Genomic DNA, 18,256 nt, shown 5'->3' with positions numbered 1-18,256 from the left:
CTTTGGGAAAGGTCATGAATCGGTGGTTGAGCCTGCCGAATTACTTCGGAGGCTCAACCACCGGCGATGGGGGGAATGAGGGTTTATGGCTGGGGTGTGAGGATCTTGTTGAGGTCGCCTTGGGTGACGGACCGGGTGCGGTCGAAGCGGGGGTCGTTCCGGAGTTCCTTGACCAGGCCCACTCCAAGGAGGGCAACGATCACAGTGAACGGCAGGGCCGAGAGCATCGCCGCCTGCTGCAGGGCGGCAAGGCCGCCGACGATGAGGAGCACCACAGCGCACAGCCCGGTCAGCAGCCCCCAAACAGTCAGGACGGGCTTCGTCGGGTTGAGTGTTCCGCGGGAAGACATCATGCTCAGGACGAACGTGTTGGCATCGGCGCCGGAGACGAAGTACATCACCACGAGGATGATGGCCACGATGGAGGTGAGGCCGGACAGCGGAAGTTCGGCGAGGGTGGCGAAGAAGGCGGAGTTGACGTCGTCGAGGGCGGCGGCGCCGATCTTGCCGCCGTTTTCCATGTCGAACTTGATGGCCGTGCCGCCGAAGACGGTGAACCAGACGAAGAAGACGACGCTGGGCACGATCATGACGCCTGCGATGAATTCGCGGATGGTGCGTCCTTTGGAGATCTTGGCGAGGAAAACACCAACGAAGGCGCCCCAGCTCAGCCACCAGGCCATCATGAAGTAGGTCCACCACTGCATCCATTGGACGTCTTCGGGTGTGCCCGGAGTGAGCAGGCTGACGGCGAAGAAGTCGCTGAGGTATGTGCCGAGGGAGCGGAAGAAGAGGTTGGAGATGAAGTTGGTGGGTCCGGTGAATAGCACATACACCCCGAGTCCGACGGACAGGACCATGGTTCCCTGGCTGAGGTACTTGACGCCGCGGTGGACGCCGGACAGGGCTGAGAGTGTGAAGATCACGGTGATGACGGCGATGATGAGGATCTGTCCCAGCAGGCTGGAGGGGATGCCGAACACACGGTTTATTCCTTCGCCGATCTGCGAGGCGCCGAGTCCCAGGGACGTGGTGGTTCCGAACAGCGTGGCGATGATGGCGAAGACGTCGATCATCTTGCCGAACCAGCCGTCGACCAGTTTGCCGAAAATCGGGCGGAGCATGGGGGAAACCAGGCCGGCGTTGTTGCGGCAGTGCGTGGAGTACGCGATGGCGAGGCCGAAGACCCCAAAGACTGCCCAGGCGTGCGGGCCCCAGTCGAAGTAGGAGAACTGCATGGCGCGGACCGCCGCTTCCATGGTGCCGGCCTGGGCAAGTCCGTGCGGCGGGGAAGCGAAGTGCGAGATCGGTTCGGCCACGCCGTAACTGATAAGTCCGATGCCCATGACAGCAGAGAGGATCATGGCCAGCCATGCCCACGTGCTGAACTCAGGCCTGGCGTCCTGGGAACCGAGACGGAGGCGTCCGAACCGGCTGACGGCGATATAGATGAGCAGCGCGATGCATCCGAGAGTAACCAGCAGGTAGCTCCAGCCGACACTCCGGGCTACCCAGTCCATCGCCGCAGTCATCACGGCATTGAGGCTTGTGGGGGAAAGGGATGCCCAGGCCGTGAAGGCGCCGATGAGTCCGACGGAGGTCCAGAAAACGGCCCCGGGCCTGTTGCGCAGGCGGTCCGCCTCCGCCAGGGGCGTTTCGGCTATTGGTCTGGTGCCATTGGGGGAGGCAAGGATGGTTGGGCTTTCGCCCGTGGCTGGGCTTTTTGTTTCCATCAGGTCCTCGGCATTTTGTGTGTGGGTCATGGTGTACTCCAAATGCAACGCTGCATGGGGGTGAAGTTGGCGATACCCGGGCGGGGGAACCCCGGGTGCCTGACCCGCCGGCTGCCGGCCGGGTCAGGATGCTGATGGCACCTGAGGGTCAGAGTTCCTCGAGCTGCGCACCGTCAAAGAAGTGGCCTGCCTTGTAGATCATGGGGTCCACGTCGGCGACTTCGGCGTGCCGGACCCGGCCGACGAAGATCGTGTGGGTTTTGGCCTGGAAGCGCTCCTTGATTTCCGCCTCCAGCGATGCCGCTGACCCGTCGATGAGCGGTACGCCGTTAGGGCCGGCATGCCATTCCAGATCGGCGAACTTGTCCGGGGCCTTCGAAGCGAAGGTCTTGACCGTTCCAAGCTGGTTGTTGCTGAGGATGTTGATGCCGAAGTGCGAGGACTGGAACAGCGCCGGATAGGTCGACGACGTCTTCTGGACGCACACGAGCACCAGCGGCGGATCCAGGGAGATCGACGCGTAGGAGTTGGCGGCAAGACCCTTGGGGGTGCCTTCTTCGTCAACGGTGGTCACGACAGTGACGCCCGTAATGAACTGCCGGTTGAAACCCTTCATGAGGTCCTGAGGCAGGTTACCGGACAGGTTGTCGACGACGACGTCCGGGGCTTCGTCCTCGAAGGCGGAGCCGAGGGACGGGATGCCCACGTGGGCAAGGAGTTCAGCCGCATCCCACGTAACCCGTTCATAGGCGATCCGGCCATCTCGCAGGGTAATCGCGTTTGAGCCGCGGGTCTCGACGACGCGGCCTGTGGGCGGAACACCGCCCAGCGGACGGGTGAATGTGCCGGTTGTGGTCCAGAAGATCGCCATGTCGTCACCATTGGCGATGACCTTGTCGATGCGGGTGGTGAGGTCCGGGAACGCTGCGCGGACATCAAGGATTTCCTGCTTCAGCTCCTGCAGTCCGGACACCTTTTTCGTGCCGGTGCTCTCACGCTGGTAGTCCGGGGTCACGATGGCGTCGAAGGCGGTGACGTCACCTTCGTCCCAGGCTGCGGTCCAAGCGGCGGTCACGGCGTCATTGAGTGTTTCTTGCATGCCACAAAGGTAGGACCGGAATGTGACCCACGTCAATAGTCTCCACAAAAGTCCTGTGAACGTAAGGAATTTCCCCGACCCCTTGACGCTTTTCTTGTATGCAACGTAGTTTTGATGCATGCAAGAAGTTATCCAGTTGCGGAAAGCCGCACAGACATCCGCCACCCAGGCCAGCCTGTTGGACAAGCTGCGGAAGCTGGTCCTCAGCGGCGAGTACCCCCCGGGAGCACCCCTGCCGGAACTCTTCCTTGCCGAGCAGTTCGAGGTGAGCCGGACACCGGTGCGTGAAGCCTTGAAGCAGCTGGAAAACGAGGGGCTGGTGGAGATCAGGCCCAAGGTAGGGACCTTCGTCCGAATCCCGACGCGGCGCGAAATCGTGGAGCTCTTCCAGCTGAAGGAGAGCCTCGAAGGCCTGGCCGCAAGCCTCCTCGCGCGGCGCGGGCCCGTACCGGAGGTGGACATTCTCAAGCGGAATATCGAGGAATCAGAGCGTGCCGAACGGCGTTCCGACGCGGCGAAGTACGCCGAACTGGTCCACGAATTCCACTGGACGATTGTCAACGGCTCGGACAACTCCAAGCTCGTTGAGCACTACGGGCGCCTCATGAACCAGCTCGCCTACCACCGGATCGTCCTTGAGACAGTTGAGCGTCCGGCCCGGATGCGCGCCTCCATCCGGGAACACCAGTCCGTGGTTGATGCCCTCCTGGAAAAAGATCCCGTGGGCGCCGAGCTCGCCATGCGAGGCCACGTCAACGCCTCCAGCCTGGCCGCAGCTCGGGGCGCAGACACCGGCGCAGAACAAGAAGCTTAGTCACCGAAAGGAACCTCATGACTGCCACCACCCACCCAAAGAAGGGTTGAACCGTGTCCGAGACCATGACCACCGTCGCCGAGGGAACCAACCCGGCGTCCGCCCTTGAAGACCTCGCCCGCGAAGTCGGGGTCCGCAAGATTACCGTACTCACGGAGGAAATCCTCCGCGACGGATCAGGTGCCCTGGCTGCCAGCGTGACACGGGCCGCCGCGGCCGCCGTCATCCGCAACCCCTGGAGCGGCTCAGCCGTCTCCACTGACCTCGCGTCCGAAACCGAACGCATCGCACCCGTGCTCGCCAAAATTCTCACCGACCGCCTCACGGCAGCCCTGGGAGGCGCCGGCGAGATCGAGGCATTCGGCAAATCTGCCGTTGTCGGGCTGAAAGGCGAGGTTGAGCACGCCGCAGCGCTGATCCACACACCCTTCTTCGGGAACCTCGTCCGCGAATTCCTCGAAGGAACGTCAATCCTCTCCTTCTCCGATGACCGGGCAGAACCGGGAACCACCATTGCCGTGCCGATGTGGCACAAGGAAGCCGCCTCGACGCGCAGCCACTACCAAACCCTGACGCTGACCCTGAGCGACGCGCCCCACCCCAACGAGATAGTCGTGGTCGCCGCCGCCTCCACCGGTTCGCGACCGCACCCCCGTATCGGTGACCGAACCACCGACCGCCCCGTAACCGCCCAAATCCTGGAGGGAATCCTGCCGTGAACATCCGCAAAATCGTCACCCTGTCCGAAGAAATCCTGACCGAAGGCGGCCGCCCCGTAGCGCCCGGAGCCCGGGTCGCGATCGCCGTCGCCGTGGTGGAAAACCCGTGGGCCGGCCAAGGGTTCGTCGAAGACCTCAGCGCGGGCATCGATGCCACCGCCTCGGACCTCGGCAAGCTTCTCACTCCCAAGGTGATTGAAGCTCTCGGTGCCCCCGTTGAGGCCTACGGCAAGGCGGCCATCGTCGGCATCGAAGGCGAGATCGAACACGGTTCGGCGCTGATCCACACGCTGAAGTTCGGCGACCACTACCGCAAGGCCACCTCTGCGACCACGCTGCTGCCCGCCGTCGAAAAGCGCGCACCGGCCGGCACCGTCTTCGACATCCCGATGAAGCACATCACGGATGCCACCATCCGCTCGCACCATCAGAGCGTCGAGGTCCGGGTCGCCGACGCACCCCACCCGGGTGAGATCCTCATCGCCCTGGCAGCCTCCGCCCAGGGCCGGCCGCAGGAGCGCCTGGCGCCCCTGTCCACGGAGCAGTGACCTCCGTGCCCGAAACGCCCGTTGCACTCCTGCATGGTGTCGGCCTGGACGCCGGCATGTGGGCCCCGGTCCGGGACGCCCTCAAGCGGAACTCGGTCGCCCTCGACCTGCCCGGCCATGGACGGCAGCCGGCCCTGACCCTGCCGGTTTCGCTCGCAGACCTCGCAGCGGATGTGCTGGACCGTCTCCCCGGGCGCAGCCACCTGGTGGGATTTTCGCTCGGCGCCCTGATTGCTCAGTACATCGCCAGGTACCACCCCGACCGGGTTGCGACCCTGACGTGCGTGAACTCCGTGTGCCGGCGCACGGAGGCAGAATCACAGGCTGTGATGGCAAGGCTGGCCTCCGCGGAGCATAACTTCGCGGCGACCGTGGAGGCATCCATCGACCGCTGGTACACCGGAACGTCCGTGCCCGCTGATGTTGTGGAGGCAACGCGGCGCACCCTGGAAGCGAACGACGTCGGATCCTTTGTACATGCTTACCGTGTGTTCGCTGTGGGGGACGCGGTCATCGGCCCCGAGCTTGGCGGCATCCGGGTTCCCACCCTGGCCGTCACCGGTGAGCTGGACCCCGGATCCACACCGGACATGACGCGGCGCCTGGCAGAAGCGATCCCAAGTGCCAAAAGCCTCGTAGTACCCGGTGCCCGGCACATGCTGCCGCTCCAGGACGCCGACGTCCTGGCCGGGGCCATCAACGACTTCATCCAAGAATCCGAAGGAGAACGGGCATGACGCTCCGCCTCGACCACTTCATCGGGGGTACCTGGTCTGCTCCCGCCGGCGGGGAATACTTCCCCAGCACCAATCCGGCAACGCTCGAACTGCTCTACGAGGCTGCCAGGGGAACCGAGGAAGACGTCCGCCGCGCCGTGGCAGCAGCCAAGGAGGCCTTTGAGTCCCCGCTCTGGCGCGACCTCACCGCCACCAAACGCGGCCACCTGCTCCGCCGCCTCGGTGACCTCATTGGTGAGCATGCCGACGAGCTGGCCGAACTGGAAACCCTGGACAACGGCAAGCTGCTGCGTGAGATGCGCGGCCAGCTCGCCTCCCTGCCCGAGTACCTGTACTACTACGCCGGGCTCGCGGACAAGGTCCAGGGCAGCCAGATCCCCACCAACTCGATCACCATGCTGAACTACACTCAGCGTGAACCGCTCGGCGTGGTTGGTGCCATCACGCCGTGGAATTCGCCGCTGACGCTGACCACCTCCAAGCTCGCGCCCGCCCTCGCCGCCGGCAACACCGTGGTCATCAAGCCCAGCGAATACACCTCCCGGACTATCCTGCGCGTCGCCGAACTGGCCTCCCAGGCCGGGTTCCCGGACGGTGTGGTCAACGTCGTCACCGGCTTCGGCCAGGAGGCCGGAGCCGCGCTGGTCAGCCACCGCGACCTTGCGAAGATTTCCTTCACCGGATCCACCCAGACGGGCGCCCGCATCGCCGCGGAAACGGCGTCGCGCTTCATCGGCTCAACCCTTGAACTCGGCGGCAAGAGCCCCAACATCGTGTTCGAGGACGCAGACGTGTCCAACGCGGCGATGGGCGTCATCGCCGGAATCTTCGCTGCAGCCGGCCAGACCTGCATCGCCGGCAGCCGGGTCTTCGCCCACCGCAGCGTCTACGACGAACTCGTCGAACGCGTCGCAGAACGCGCCGCATCGATCATCATCGGCGACCCCCGGCTGGCCGCCACAGAACTGGGCCCCCTCGCCTTCGGCGCCCAGCTGGACAAGGTGAGCTCCTACGTGGACATCGGTGTCAGCGAAGGCGCCACGGTACGGACCGGCGGCAAACGCCCGGACATCGGACTGCCCGGCTACTTCTTCGCACCCACGGTCCTAACCGGCGTCGACAACTCCATGCGCGTTGTCCGGGAAGAGATCTTCGGCCCCGTCGCGGCGATCATGCCCTTCGACTCCGAGGATGAAGTCGTTGGCCTGGCCAACGACACCGAATACGGGCTCGCCGCCGGCATCTGGACCCAGAACCTCGCACGCGCCCACCGGATGGCCCGCCGGCTGGAAGCGGGCACGGTGTGGGTGAACACCTACCGCGCCATGTCCCCGATGTCCCCACGGCAGGGGTTCAAGAACTCCGGCGTGGGCATCGAGCACGGACTCGAGTCCATGCACGAATACACGCGGCTCAAGAGCGTGTGGATCAACACCGACGAAGGCCCCGTTTCCGATCCCTTCGTCCTGCGCAGCTAAAGGAACCCAGAATGCCCCTCATCGAAGTGTCCATCGCCCGGGGCCGGAGCCCCGAGCAGCTCCGCTCACTCATCAATGAGCTTCACCAGGCAGCGGAAAAGGCGGTCGGCGCCGTACCCGAAAACACCACCGTCATCATCCGGGAGATCGAGCACGAACACTGGTCCCGCGGCAACCAGACGATTGCCGAACGCAACGCCGCAGCCCGTTAGCTGCAGCCACTAACCACGCACCGGCGGACACCGCCAACGAAGGAGTTATCCATGCGCTTTTCCCTCTTCGTCCACATGGAGCGCTGGGACGAGTCCGTCTCACACCAGGAATGCTTCGAGAACCTGACCGAGCTCGCCCTCATCGCCGAGGCCGGCGGCTTCAGCACCGTCTGGATCGGCGAGCACCACTCGATGGAATACACCATCTCCCCCAGCCCGATGCCCCAGCTCGCCTACCTGGCCGCGCGGACCTCCCGCATCCGCTTGGGCGCCGGAACCATCATCGCCCCGTTCTGGAACCCGCTCCGCGTCGCTGGCGAGTGCGCCCTCCTGGACGTCATCAGCAATGGCCGGATGGAAGTGGGACTGGCCCGCGGCGCCTACCAGTTCGAATTCGACCGCCTGATGGGCGGCATGTCAGCGGTCGACGGCGGCAAGCACCTCCGCGAGCTTGTTCCGGCCGTCCGCAAGCTCTGGGAAGGCGACTACGCCCACGACGGGGAGGTGTGGCAGTTCCCCACCTCCACGAGCGTTCCCAAGCCCGTCCAGAAGCCCACGCCGCCGATGTGGATCGCCGCCCGCGACATCTCCTCCCACGAGTTCGCCGTCGCCAACGGCTGCAACGTCATGGTCACACCGCTGATGAAGGGCGACGAAGAGGTCGAGGACCTGGCACGCAAGTTCGACTCGGCCGTTGAAAGCAACCCCGGCGTCCCCCGCCCGGACCTCATGGTCCTCCGCCACACCCACGTCCACTCCGCGGATGATCCCGAAGGCTGGCGGCGCCCGGCCGAGGGCATCAACAAGTTCTACCGGACCTTCGATGCCTGGTTCGGCAACAAGACCACCCCGAAGAACGGCTTCCTCGAACCCAGCCCGGAAGAGAAGTTCGCCGGCCGCCCGGAGTTCACCCCGGAGTCCCTCCACAAGACCGCCATGATCGGCACGCCTGAGGAGGTCATCGAACGGCTCCGCCATTACGAGGCACTCGGCGTCACCGAGTTCAGCCTCTGGTCCGACAACAGCCTCACCCACGAGGAAAAGAAGCGCTCCCTCGAGCTCTTCATCGAGCAGGTCATGCCTGCCTTCCAGGAGCAGCAGGTTTCCGCGGCCCGCTGACATACGGCGCTAACGGATTAAGAACGACGGCGGGACCTCCCGCCGTCGTCCGTTTCACTCTGTATCCGTGCCGGCCAGTTGTCAGTAGACTGGGGCGCATGACCGAGCAGGATCCGGCCCCGGTCGAGGAGGCCGAGGCCCCGGGTCTGGCCGATCCGGACGCCGTCGACACATCCTTGCGCACTCCGGCGCAGCGCTCCCGCACCTTCACCGGAATTCTGGTGAACACCGCCCTTGCCAACGTCACCACCAGCTACCTCTGGTTTGCGCTGACGTTCTGGGTATATCTGGAGACGCGCAACGTGATCGCCACCGGGGTGGTCGGCGGTGCCTACATGCTGCTGATCGCCCTTTCCAGCATCAGCTTCGGCACCTTCGTGGACCGTTACCGGAAGCTCGCGGTGATGCGCTTCGCCGCCGGCTTCACCCTGGTGATGTTCATGCTGTCCGGGGTCATGTTCCTGCTGACGCCCACCGCACTGCTGCTGGACCTCTCACATCCCTGGTTCTGGATCTTCACGCTGATCATCCTGGTCGGTGCGGTGGTGGAGAACATGCGCAACATCGCGCTGTCCACCACGGTCACCATCCTCATCGACCCCGACCGGAGGGCCAACGCCAACGGGCTGGTGGGCATGGTGCAGGGACTGATGTTCATTGTCACTTCCCTGCTTTCCGGACTGTCCGTCGGGCAGCTGGGCATGGGATGGACGATCGTCGTCGCCCTGGTGCTGACGGCTTTGGCGTTCGGGCACCTGCTGACCCTGCGGATGCCCGAGGAGCTGCGCGCCGCCGCCACCGATGCACAGGGCGGATTCGATCTGCGCGGTTCACTGGCCGCCGTCCTTGCCATCGCGGGACTTTTCGCGCTCATCCTGTTTTCCACGTTCAACAACTTCATCGGCGGCGTCTACATGGCGCTGATGGATCCGTACGGGCTGGAAATGTTCTCCGTGGAGATGTGGGGCGCCGTCTTCGCGCTGGGCTCCACCGGGTTCATCATCGGGGGCGCACTGATCGGCAAATTCGGGCTCGGCGCCAACCCGCTGCGCACGCTGCTCATTGCCGTGGCTGTGATGGGACTGCTTGGTGCGGTGTTCACGCTGCGGGAGTGGGCGTGGCTGTACGTGGCGGGCATCTGGCTGTACCTGGTGCTGATACCGTTCGTGGAGGCCGCCGAGCAGACCGTCATCCAGCAGGTGGTGCCCCTGCCGCGGCAGGGCCGCGTGTTCGGGTTCGCCATGGCCTTCGAGTCCGCTGCGGCGCCCGTCACCGCATTCCTGATTGCCCCGATCGCCCAGTTCTGGATCATCCCCTATGCGAGGTCCGCCGAGGGTTCCGCCCAGCTGGCCCCGCTCCTGGGCGAGGGCACCTCCCGCGGCATTGCCCTGGTGTTCCTCGTGGCCGGCGTCATAATGATCGGGGCGGCCTTGGCCGCTTTTCTGACGCCGGTGTACCGGAGGGTCTCGGCCTCGTATGCGCAGGCCGCCGCGGAAGCTTCGGGAGCACCGGCCGCCTCCGGATGAGGCCCGCGCCGAAAATCCAGGCAGCGGGCGTTACGGCGTGCTGCCGCCGATACCGACGCCCTTCTGGTCGGAGGGCGCGGACCGGCTGATGCTGACAATCCGGACAGTCACGCCCGCCAGCACCAGGAGCACGCCCAGCGCGATCAGGAGCCAGGTCGGAACCGCTGCGGCCCCGATACTGCGGTAGCAGGCGGCCGCTGCCCCGGCGCCGCGGTGCAGTGCGTCAAAAACTTCAGCGGGACGGCTTTCCGGCATCAGCGGGCTGCCGCAAAGCGGGCCCGTTCGCTGCAGCCCGAAGATGATCCCGCCGAGCAACACGGCAAAGCCGGCTCCAATCAGCCAGAGCCAGCCCTGCCAGGCGGCGGAATTCCGCGGGACCGTTGTACCTCGCACGTGACTCCCTAGAAAGCGGCGGTACCGAAATCATAAGGGAATTGTCTTTGAAAGCGGACATGCCCGGTTGTCCCGGCGCCGTCCGCTTATGCGCAGCGTGCCTGCGGGGACTCGATGATGGCCAGCTGGCCGGTTTCGGGAACCCCGGAGAATTGCACCTGCGGCATGTCGACGATGGCCAGAGGGCCGGTTTCGGGGACACCGGGGAACTGCACCGCCGGCGCCTCGGCGGCGGGTGCCGGGGACTCCTGCGTGGCTCGCATGCGGACCAGCGCCACCGCGGAAATGAGGAACCAGGCAACGTTGGTGACCACGGACGGCCACGCCTCGTGGAAAGCGCCATTGACGATGAAGGCGCAGGAGCCCAGGAGATTCGCGGTCTGGAACCCCTTGCCCGCCTTCAGCCACCCCATGGACACCGCCAGGTACGCACTGAGAATCGCAACCGCGCCTGCCCAACCGGAGATTTCCCACAGCAGTTCCATGATGTCCTTTCAGGGTTGATGCCCGGCTGCCGGCCGCTGCGCGGAAGGAAGATAACGGGCGATTTGTTTTGTTGGAAGTGGCGCCGTTGCCGCTGGGATCAGGCATCGCTGGAACAGCGTGTGCTGGGGGGACCTCGGTCACTTGACGGCCGGGCCCGTATCCCTTACCTGTACTTTTAACAGCAATTATGAGGAAGACGGAACTTTAGATCAATTGCATTCTTCTGAAGACATGGTTTAGAACTACTTAACATGGATATTGATCCGCGCCGGCTGCGGGTTCTTCTTGCGGTTGCCCGCACGGGCGGGGTGCTCGCGGCGGCAGATGAACTGGGGATCACGCCGTCGGCAGTGTCCCAGCAGCTGAGCAAATTAGAGGAAGAAACCGGGCACGCCCTGGTGGTGCGCACGCCCAAAGGTTCGGTCCTGACGCCTGCCGGCCTGGCCATTGCAGAAGCCGGTGAAGAGATCGAGCGCGCGCTCAGCGTCGCCCGCGCCCGCATTGAGGGCGGGGCCAAAATCGCAGGCGTGGTGCGGGTGGGCGGATTCACCAGCTTTGTCCGCACCGTGGTGATTCCCCGGCTGCCTGAATGGCGGATCCAGTACCCGCAACTGCAGATCCGGATGGTTGAGGACGACTTCCCCGCGCTGATGCGGCTGCTCCGGCAGCGCGCCCTCGACGCCGTCGTGGTGGAGCTCGATTCGACGACGACGGGCCAGCGTTCGCTGTCCGCCGGGATGACCGAGGAACCCCTGCTGGACGAGCCATGGAAGCTGGTGGTTCCTGCGGGTGCCCTGCTCACCACCGAGAACATTGACCTTGGCCGGCTGCCCCTCCCCTGGCTCGGCGTCGAATCCTCAGCCGCCAACGCTTCGGTGCTGGGCCGGCTCCGTGAGTCCACGGGCGCCCAGATGGAGACCGTGCACCAGTACCAGGACACGCTGACCGCACTCGCCCTGGTCGCGGCAGGCGAGGGGGTGGCCATCGTGCCCACCCTGGCGCTGAGCGGCGTCGCCCAGGACGGGGTGGAAATTCTGGACGTCCCCGGCCTGGGCACGCGGCGCATCGTGCTGCGGCGCTTCGACCGGCGGCGCTCGGGCAGCAGCACACCGGTGGACACGGTGGCGCGGCTTCTGCGGGAGTCGGCTGCCGCATTCGATACGCGGGCGACCTCCTAGGCCACAGCTATTTCCGGAAGCCTGCTCCGGGTATAGCGTGATAAAAAATTGGCTTTTCCATCCGGGAACAATAGAAGGAGATTCTCATGTTGCTCTGGATAGCCATCATCATCGCCGTTCTCTGGCTCCTCGGCCTGCTCGGCAACATCGGCGGCGGGCTAATTCACCTGCTACTGGTGATCGCCGTGGTGGTCCTCATCTTCCACTTCCTCCGCGGCAGGTCCTCCCGCGTGTAGCCCGCCTCCGCCTGGCTACCAGGTTTTCTTCTGCGGCTTGACCACATAGTGTCCGTCGCGCTCGGTGAACGTGACGAGGTACCCGCGCTTGGCACCGCTGACTTTGGCCTGGCAGTCGGTGTGCGTGCCGACCTTGATGTCCGGGAAGTTCCTGCACTCCACCCCTGTGACCTTGGCTCCGGCGCTCGTGGTGCGGACCCGCGCCATCAGCCGCGCGGCCAGCAGCTTGCCGCTGCTGGCCGCCGTGAATTTCTGGGCCGCAGGCTGCTTTGCGGGCTGGGCGGCGGGTGCCGGAGCCGCGGCACTGGCTTGCCCGGGAGCGGGATCCGGCGCGGCACAGCCTGCCATCACCAAGGCCCCAATCAGTGCCGCTGAGGACAAAGTGGTTCGCCTGACGTGCATCGCCGCCCCTTTCGATCCGAAGTGAAACCCGTCCCGGCCGATATCAACTGTGGGATGCGTTCCTTGCGGAAAGGTTGCCGCGGGGGGACCCGCCGCCGGCTTCGGCCTCGACGTCCTTGGGTGCCGCGAGATCCATCTCGTGCAGCGGCACCAGTTTGGACTTCGTGACGTAGCGGTGAGCCAGCCAGAGTGCAATGAAGACCGGCAATCCGATGTACGAGGACAGCACCTCCATCACGCGCCCGGCAAGCACAGCCTCGTAGTTCTGTCCTGCAATCACCAGGATCAACAGGGCGAAAGCCAGCAGCGGGCCAATGGGGAACAGGGACGCCTTGTACGGCAAGTCGCTGACCTTGTTCCCCTGGGCCAGGAAGCCCCGCCGGAAACGGTAGTGGGAGACTGCGATGCCCGCCCAAACGATGAAGCCGCACAGGCCTGACATGTTCAGCAGCCAGGAGTAAGCAGCGCCCTGGCCGACGATCGCGGAGAGGAACCCGAAGAGCCCCACGGCCGCAGTCGCCAGCAACGCCGGGATCGGCACGCCGCGTGCGTTGGTTCGGCCGAAGACCTTTGGGGCCATGCCGTCGTGGGCCATCGCGTAGAGCATACGGGTGGAGGCGTACAGTCCGGAGTTTCCAGCGGACAGGATTGCGGTGAGAATGACGGCGTTCATCAGGGCGGCGGCAAAGGCGATCCCGGCGCGCGAGAAGACCAAAGTAAAAGGCGATGCCGCCACATTGGCCTCGCCGGAGGCCAGCAGGCTCGGATCGGTGAACGGAACCAGGCAGCCGATGATGAAGATGGCACCAATGTAGAAGAGCATGATCCGCCAGAAGACGGTGCGGATAGCCTTCGGCACTTCGCGGCGCGGGTTTTTGGCTTCACCTGCGGCCACGCCCACCAGCTCGGTGCCCTGGAAGGAGAACCCGGCAATCATGAAGACCGAGATGATCGAGACCCAGCCGCCGTTGAACACTTCATCCCGGCTTTCCCAGTTACTGAGTCCGGGGGAGTTGCCGCCGAGGACACCGAAGATCATCAGCACTCCGGCGATCAGGAAGAGCACCACTGCGGAGACCTTGATAAGGGAGAGCCAGAACTCTGACTCACCGAAGGATTTCGCCGAGAGCGCGTTGAGCCCGGCCAGCACCAGCAGAAAGATCCCTGCCCACACCCAGCCGGGGACCCCCGGAAACCAGAAGTCCATGATGATTCCGGCCGCGACCAGCTCGGCGGCCACGGTGATGGCCCAGTTGAACCAATAGTTCCAGCCGATCGCAAACCCAAAGGACGGCGAGACAAAACGGGTGGCAAAGGACTGGAAGGAACCGGCGACAGGAATCTTGGCCGACATCTCCCCCAGTGACTGCATCAGCAGGAAGACCATCAGCCCGACGAGCGCGTAAGCGACCAGCGCACCGCCGGGGCCTGCCTGGGAAATAGTGCCGCCCGAGGCCACGAACAGGCCGGTGCCGATCGCACCGCCTATGGCGATCATCTGCAGGTGGCGGCTGGTTAGCCCGCGTTTGAGTTCGTTGGCGGTTTCTTCGGACCCGTGGGCTGGCCCTGCGGCCTGGGCGTGTCCGGGTTGTGCCACTGCATCGTCTTTGATGCGTGTGGAAGTCGTGCTCATTGAGATGCCTCCGGGAAGGTAGCTGCGGTGGATTGAGCTTTCCGGCGGGCCCGGCCGGGAAGGACGGTGATCAAGCTAACACATGGGAGGAGCGGGCCTTCTTCAGAAGCGATTGTTGCCCGGCGAACCTTTGAAGTCTTACGGATAGGTGGAAAGGAGCGGCGTTGAGCACAAGAGATTCTTACTCTTGTCGAAAAAACCCATCATTCATGCTTAGCCATTGCTACGTTCTTCGGGACCGCTCAACAGAAGGAACGAACATGTCTGTCATCACAAGTCCCGAAGTGACAACCACCCGGGCAGACGACCTCAAGGCACTCCCGGCATGGCAGGTGCTGAAGACGGCCGTCATTGGACTGCAGCAGATTCAGGCCCAGGACGGCTCCGTTCCGGAACCCGCTGATCACAGCCAGGCCCGCCGGCACGTCACCACCATCACCGACGCCGTCGACGACCTCCGTCCCCACCTCCCTCATGACACGGACTACCTCGAACTGCTCGTGCAGGACTTCGAACGGTGGGCATCCGGGGACTTCGCCGTACCTGACTTCCTCGACTCACTGATAGCTTTCCACCCCGAGCAGTGGCGCATAGATGGGCTGCCGCATCTGGTGGTGTTCCCCATGTACACGCAGAACGGGAGCACCAGCCGCCACTTCGAGGCCGTCCTCATCGAGGTGATTTGGCCCTCCTTCGTCGCTGAACTGGAGGCAGGAAACTACTCCAACAAGCTGTTCGTCCCCGTCAGCTTCGCCGATTTCACGCCAGGCTATGACACGAACTCCGCGGTGCTCTTCCCCGAGAGCGTTGCCGTCCGGAGCACCCCTTCGTTCACTTGGGGAGGCATTTTCGCGGACCGCGAAGCTGCCCGGTTCCGCCGCGTCCTCAAAGCTGCTGCGGGCATCACCGCACTGGACCTGCCTGCCGACGCCGCGCAATTGCTCGAGGACCAACGCCTCACGGAGAAGACCTTCGTGATGTGGGATCTGATCCATGACCGGACACACATGCGCGGTGACCTGCCCTTCGACCCGTTCATGATCAAGCAGCGGATGCCGTATTTCCTCTACTCCCTCGAGGAGCTTCGCTGTGACCTGACCGCCTTCCGCGAGTCAGTGCGCATCGAGCGGGACGAAACGGCTTCCGACGACGCCCGCAAGCACGCCAGGCTGGTCCAGTACGCCGTGATCTTCGATCGCATTTTCCGCTTCGCGATCACCGGGAACCGGGTCCGCAACTACGACGCCGTGGGCGGCCAGCTGCTGTTCGCCTGGATGCATCAGCACCGGGTCCTGCACTGGACCGACGGAAAGCTGGGCATCGACTGGAAGGACGTCGCCGGCGTCGTCGTCGAGCTGGGTGTCCGCATCGAGGAACTCTACTGGCGTTCGATCGACCGGCCGAAGACCGCACACTGGCTGGCTGCCTATCAGCTCATCTCGGAAACCCTCACCCCCAGCCCGTCCTCCATCTGGGCCAAGGGACCGGACGCCCTTCCGCTCGACGGCCCTCCCCGGGCACTGACGGACCAGGTCCTTGATGACGAATTTCCCCTGTCAATGTTCTACGAGGCACTGGAGAAGAAGATGCGCCCGGTCATCGAATCAACTGCCGGGATTACCGGTAAGAGCCCTGTGAAGACTGAGGGCGAGGCGGGCGCATGAGCCAGTACCTCGCGGGGCGTACGGTCGTTGTCGCCGGGTCAACAAGCGCTGCCGGCGTCGCGGTGGTCCGCACCCTTTCGCAGGCGGGGGCACGCGTAGCCGCCGTGGACATCCTCGCGGACCGGGTGCAGGAGCTCTCGGGCGCACACGAAAACGTCACGGGTTATGTCTGCAACCTCGCGGACCTGCAGGCGGTTGAAGACCTGGCGGCAACTGTCCGGCAGGATCTCGGTTCCGTGGACGGCCTGATCCATCTTGTCGGAGGGTGGCGCGGCGGCGAGGGCATCAAAGGCCAGGCAGACCACGACTGGGACTTCCTGCACACCAGCGTCCTCACCACCCTGAGAAACACCAGCCGCGCGTTTTACGATGACCTGGCTGCTTCCCCGGCTGGACGCCTGGCCATCGTTTCCGCGCAGTCCGCTTCCTCGCCCACGGCGGATGGGGCCGCCTATGCTGCCGTCAAGTCTGCCGCCGAGGCATGGACCCTCGCCGTTGCCAACGGGTTCCGGCAGCTGCAGGGAGGAAACGAAACCCCCTCCGCCCAGCAGTCGGCCGCCCTGGTCTTCGTCGTCAAGGCCCTGGTTGATGACCGTATGCGCGCAGCCCAGCCGGAACGGAAGTTTCCGGGCTTCACCGATGTCAGTGTCCTTGCCGATGCCGTGGAGCGGATCTTCCACCTGGAGGCAGGACAGATCAACGGGCAGCGCCTGTCCCTCACCGCCGGCCACCTTGCAGGCGCACTGAGCTGAGCGCCAGCGTCAGCGTTCAGGCGGGCGTCCCGCACCCGCGCTGGGGCGCTGTCATCTGCGCCCTAGCGCGTACTAATACCTACGAAAACGATGCCCGGAATTGATCAACGCCGGAGCGGGGCTGGGGAGATGAGCATCGCGCACAGTCGCTGGCGTATCGACCACGTTCGTCCGCAGCAGGTCTTCGGGTGCAGCTTGCGGCCGCGCCGTAAAGCTACCAGATGAGCTTCAGCGCCTGAAGAACGTAGTGGCCGTCGCGCTCGACGAACGTGACAAGGTATCCGCACTTGGCGCCGTTGGCGATCCCCGGGCAATCGGTGTGGGGTGCCTACCTTTAGATTTGGGAAGTTCTTGCACTGCACCCCTGCGACCTTGATGCTGGGGCTCGTGCGCTGTGCCCGTGCCATAATCCGCGCAGCCAGGAGCTTGCCGTTGGTCGATGTGTCAAAGTTTCTGGGCTGCTGGTGTGGCTATGGCCTCAGGGGTCGCGGTAACGGTTGGTTTCGAAGAAGAAGCTGACACGGTGCAGCCAGCCACCGCCAAGGCCGCAAGCAGCGCCGCTGCCGACTGTGCAGTGCGCCTATGTTCATCGTCGTCCCTTCGATTCGAAGTTGAAGCCTGGGCTGGCCAATATGAACTCTGCAGCGTACCCCTTGAGGAAGGTTGAAGTGGTGGGACCGCCTGATATAGCGGCATTGAGGTAGTGCCGTGACCACGTGGACGGCGAATCGAACACGGTGGCTGCCGGCCCGGCAGTTACGGGACCACGCCGATTTTGAACCGCCAGAAACGCCTCGGCAACCGGTCCCGCGAATACCCCTGCGGCTGGGGTGGCCGCTGACAAAATTCGCTCCGCCGAGATACGCGGACCAGAAGGGCGTCCTCAACTGCCCGCCCCACCTGGAAGAGGTGGCACCTGTCCCTATCTTCCAGGAACCTTTCATTGCGCCCACGGGTACAGTCGCAGAGAAATCTCAGCTTGGCTTGCACCGCAGCATGGCAAACGTTCACTTCTGAACCGGACGTATGCAGCGCGCTGCCACGGGTGCCCGGCTTCCTTGCCGATCCCGACTGCTCAAGGTAAGGGTTGAAGTCCGCTGCCCTCTCTCGCATAGGAGCGAGGAACCGCTGCAGGCGAATCAAACTGTCGGTATTTGGAAGACGCTCCCTCGAATGGGCGTTGTGCCGACCAACAGAATCCGGGGGAATTGCTACACTGACCCGTCGTCGCGTCGCGACCGAAGCGATCAGCTCCCTCCGGTAAACCCAAACGACGACCCTGCGGTCGCAATCAACCTGTACAAGTCGAACGATTACTTGCCCCAGCCGGCTTTGACGTCATGATGCTCCTATTGTCGTCAAGGGGCTCGGCGCCCCCGATCGTCGTTGAGGTTACCGGGGGCTGCATGCTCTGGCGTCAAGGGGTCTATCGATCGCTGCGCGACGGCCTCCGGCCGCCCTTGACCCCAGGGCATCCCCCCGGTCATGACGGCAGGGGTGGCGGGGGCGCCGATTCCGTCTGCCCGT

18 protein-coding genes are annotated in these 18,256 nt (G+C 64.5%); 12 read left to right on the top strand and 6 right to left on the bottom strand.

What is annotated here, in order from left to right; genetic code table 11:
- Nucleotides 1-83 precede the first annotated feature (83 nt).
- A complete protein-coding gene (locus ACFUTU_RS13145; RefSeq protein ID WP_377964904.1) occupies nt 84-1,763 on the bottom strand; it encodes a BCCT family transporter in 1,680 nt (559 codons plus the stop codon).
- A gap of 118 nt (nt 1,764-1,881) precedes the next feature.
- Complete coding sequence (locus ACFUTU_RS13140) at nt 1,882-2,832, bottom strand: flavin reductase (protein ID WP_377964902.1); 951 nt, start codon at nt 2,830-2,832, stop codon at nt 1,882-1,884.
- Nucleotides 2,833-2,950: 118 nt separating this feature from the next.
- Between ACFUTU_RS13140 and ACFUTU_RS13135 the strand changes: the two genes are divergently transcribed.
- From ACFUTU_RS13135 to ACFUTU_RS13100, 8 genes are all read left to right on the top strand, one after another.
- The gene (locus tag ACFUTU_RS13135) at nt 2,951-3,646 is read left to right on the top strand and encodes a GntR family transcriptional regulator (protein WP_377964900.1); all 696 of its coding nucleotides are present in this window, start codon (nt 2,951-2,953) and stop codon (nt 3,644-3,646) included.
- A 53-nt stretch (nt 3,647-3,699) separates the two neighbouring features.
- A complete protein-coding gene (locus ACFUTU_RS13130) occupies nt 3,700-4,365 on the top strand; it encodes an amino acid synthesis family protein (protein WP_377964898.1) in 666 nt (221 codons plus the stop codon).
- The gene (locus ACFUTU_RS13125; protein WP_377964896.1) at nt 4,362-4,913 is read left to right on the top strand and encodes an amino acid synthesis family protein; all 552 of its coding nucleotides are present in this window, start codon (nt 4,362-4,364) and stop codon (nt 4,911-4,913) included. Before ACFUTU_RS13130 ends, ACFUTU_RS13125 begins: the two co-directional genes overlap by 4 nt.
- Nucleotides 4,914-4,918: 5 nt before the next feature.
- Nucleotides 4,919-5,650, top strand: a complete 732-nt coding sequence (locus ACFUTU_RS13120; RefSeq protein WP_377964894.1) for an alpha/beta fold hydrolase — start codon at nt 4,919-4,921, stop codon at nt 5,648-5,650.
- Nucleotides 5,647-7,128 carry an aldehyde dehydrogenase gene (locus tag ACFUTU_RS13115; protein WP_377964892.1) on the top strand — a complete coding sequence of 494 codons (1,482 nt, stop codon included), beginning with the start codon at nt 5,647-5,649 and terminating at the stop codon, nt 7,126-7,128. The genes ACFUTU_RS13120 and ACFUTU_RS13115 overlap by 4 nt, the downstream gene beginning before the upstream one ends.
- 11 nt (nt 7,129-7,139) lie before the next feature.
- Entirely contained in the window at nt 7,140-7,340 is a 201-nt protein-coding gene (locus ACFUTU_RS13110; RefSeq protein ID WP_377964890.1) for a 4-oxalocrotonate tautomerase family protein, read from the top strand.
- Nucleotides 7,341-7,391: 51 nt separating this feature from the next.
- Nucleotides 7,392-8,459, top strand: a complete 1,068-nt coding sequence (locus tag ACFUTU_RS13105) for an LLM class flavin-dependent oxidoreductase (RefSeq protein WP_377964888.1) — start codon at nt 7,392-7,394, stop codon at nt 8,457-8,459.
- Nucleotides 8,460-8,557: 98 nt separating this feature from the next.
- Nucleotides 8,558-9,985 (top strand): MFS transporter, encoded by a 1,428-nt coding sequence (locus ACFUTU_RS13100; RefSeq protein ID WP_377964886.1) that lies wholly within the window; start codon nt 8,558-8,560, stop codon nt 9,983-9,985.
- Between the two features lie 30 nt (nt 9,986-10,015).
- On the opposite strand, the gene ACFUTU_RS13095 is transcribed toward ACFUTU_RS13100, so the two are convergent.
- Both ACFUTU_RS13095 and ACFUTU_RS13090 read right to left on the bottom strand, forming a co-directional pair.
- The gene (locus tag ACFUTU_RS13095) at nt 10,016-10,378 is read right to left on the bottom strand and encodes a hypothetical protein (RefSeq protein ID WP_377964884.1); all 363 of its coding nucleotides are present in this window, start codon (nt 10,376-10,378) and stop codon (nt 10,016-10,018) included.
- Between the two features lie 86 nt (nt 10,379-10,464).
- Nucleotides 10,465-10,863 (bottom strand): hypothetical protein, encoded by a 399-nt coding sequence (locus ACFUTU_RS13090; RefSeq protein WP_377964882.1) that lies wholly within the window; start codon nt 10,861-10,863, stop codon nt 10,465-10,467.
- A 252-nt stretch (nt 10,864-11,115) separates the two neighbouring features.
- On the opposite strand from ACFUTU_RS13090, the gene ACFUTU_RS13085 reads away from it, so the two are divergent.
- Together ACFUTU_RS13085 and ACFUTU_RS13080 are read left to right on the top strand one after the other, a co-directional pair.
- A complete protein-coding gene (locus ACFUTU_RS13085) occupies nt 11,116-12,042 on the top strand; it encodes a LysR family transcriptional regulator (protein WP_377964880.1) in 927 nt (308 codons plus the stop codon).
- 86 nt (nt 12,043-12,128) lie between these two features.
- Nucleotides 12,129-12,278: a lmo0937 family membrane protein gene (locus ACFUTU_RS13080; RefSeq protein WP_307031180.1), complete on the top strand. Its 150-nt coding sequence runs from the start codon at nt 12,129-12,131 to the stop codon at nt 12,276-12,278.
- A gap of 15 nt (nt 12,279-12,293) precedes the next feature.
- On the opposite strand, the gene ACFUTU_RS13075 is transcribed toward ACFUTU_RS13080, so the two are convergent.
- Both ACFUTU_RS13075 and ACFUTU_RS13070 read right to left on the bottom strand, forming a co-directional pair.
- Nucleotides 12,294-12,680 carry a DUF4333 domain-containing protein gene (locus ACFUTU_RS13075; RefSeq protein WP_377964878.1) on the bottom strand — a complete coding sequence of 129 codons (387 nt, stop codon included), beginning with the start codon at nt 12,678-12,680 and terminating at the stop codon, nt 12,294-12,296.
- A 43-nt stretch (nt 12,681-12,723) separates the two neighbouring features.
- On the bottom strand, nt 12,724-14,313 hold the full coding sequence (locus tag ACFUTU_RS13070; RefSeq protein ID WP_377964876.1) for an amino acid permease: 1,590 nt from the start codon (nt 14,311-14,313) through the stop codon (nt 12,724-12,726).
- Nucleotides 14,314-14,573: 260 nt separating this feature from the next.
- On the opposite strand from ACFUTU_RS13070, the gene ACFUTU_RS13065 reads away from it, so the two are divergent.
- Both ACFUTU_RS13065 and ACFUTU_RS13060 read left to right on the top strand, forming a co-directional pair.
- Nucleotides 14,574-15,977 carry a DUF6421 family protein gene (locus tag ACFUTU_RS13065; protein ID WP_377964874.1) on the top strand — a complete coding sequence of 468 codons (1,404 nt, stop codon included), beginning with the start codon at nt 14,574-14,576 and terminating at the stop codon, nt 15,975-15,977.
- On the top strand, nt 15,974-16,729 hold the full coding sequence (locus ACFUTU_RS13060; protein WP_377964872.1) for an SDR family NAD(P)-dependent oxidoreductase: 756 nt from the start codon (nt 15,974-15,976) through the stop codon (nt 16,727-16,729). Before ACFUTU_RS13065 ends, ACFUTU_RS13060 begins: the two co-directional genes overlap by 4 nt.
- The last annotated feature ends 1,527 nt before the right edge of the window (nt 16,730-18,256 follow it).

This window comes from Arthrobacter sp. NPDC057388, assembly GCF_042668165.1.
Classification (GTDB): Bacteria; Actinomycetota; Actinomycetes; order Actinomycetales; family Micrococcaceae; genus Arthrobacter.
Note: the sequence above shows the minus strand (reverse complement) of the source record. Positions and strands in the feature narration are given on the sequence as shown.

Excerpts from the sequence above, each read along its gene's own strand:
- ACFUTU_RS13145 (WP_377964904.1), bottom strand. The coding sequence starts at position 1,763 with ATGACCCACACACAAAATGCCGAGGACCTGATGGAAACAAAAAGCCCA.
- ACFUTU_RS13140 (WP_377964902.1), bottom strand. The coding sequence starts at position 2,832 with ATGCAAGAAACACTCAATGACGCCGTGACCGCCGCTTGGACCGCAGCC.
- ACFUTU_RS13135 (WP_377964900.1), top strand. The coding sequence starts at position 2,951 with ATGCAAGAAGTTATCCAGTTGCGGAAAGCCGCACAGACATCCGCCACC.
- ACFUTU_RS13115 (WP_377964892.1), top strand. The coding sequence starts at position 5,647 with ATGACGCTCCGCCTCGACCACTTCATCGGGGGTACCTGGTCTGCTCCC.
- ACFUTU_RS13110 (WP_377964890.1), top strand. The coding sequence starts at position 7,140 with ATGCCCCTCATCGAAGTGTCCATCGCCCGGGGCCGGAGCCCCGAGCAG.
- ACFUTU_RS13105 (WP_377964888.1), top strand. The coding sequence starts at position 7,392 with ATGCGCTTTTCCCTCTTCGTCCACATGGAGCGCTGGGACGAGTCCGTC.
- ACFUTU_RS13100 (WP_377964886.1), top strand. The coding sequence starts at position 8,558 with ATGACCGAGCAGGATCCGGCCCCGGTCGAGGAGGCCGAGGCCCCGGGT.
- ACFUTU_RS13090 (WP_377964882.1), bottom strand. The coding sequence starts at position 10,863 with ATGGAACTGCTGTGGGAAATCTCCGGTTGGGCAGGCGCGGTTGCGATT.
- ACFUTU_RS13085 (WP_377964880.1), top strand. The coding sequence starts at position 11,116 with ATGGATATTGATCCGCGCCGGCTGCGGGTTCTTCTTGCGGTTGCCCGC.
- ACFUTU_RS13080 (WP_307031180.1), top strand. The coding sequence starts at position 12,129 with ATGTTGCTCTGGATAGCCATCATCATCGCCGTTCTCTGGCTCCTCGGC.
- ACFUTU_RS13075 (WP_377964878.1), bottom strand. The coding sequence starts at position 12,680 with ATGCACGTCAGGCGAACCACTTTGTCCTCAGCGGCACTGATTGGGGCC.
- ACFUTU_RS13070 (WP_377964876.1), bottom strand. The coding sequence starts at position 14,313 with ATGAGCACGACTTCCACACGCATCAAAGACGATGCAGTGGCACAACCC.
- ACFUTU_RS13065 (WP_377964874.1), top strand. The coding sequence starts at position 14,574 with ATGTCTGTCATCACAAGTCCCGAAGTGACAACCACCCGGGCAGACGAC.
- ACFUTU_RS13060 (WP_377964872.1), top strand. The coding sequence starts at position 15,974 with ATGAGCCAGTACCTCGCGGGGCGTACGGTCGTTGTCGCCGGGTCAACA.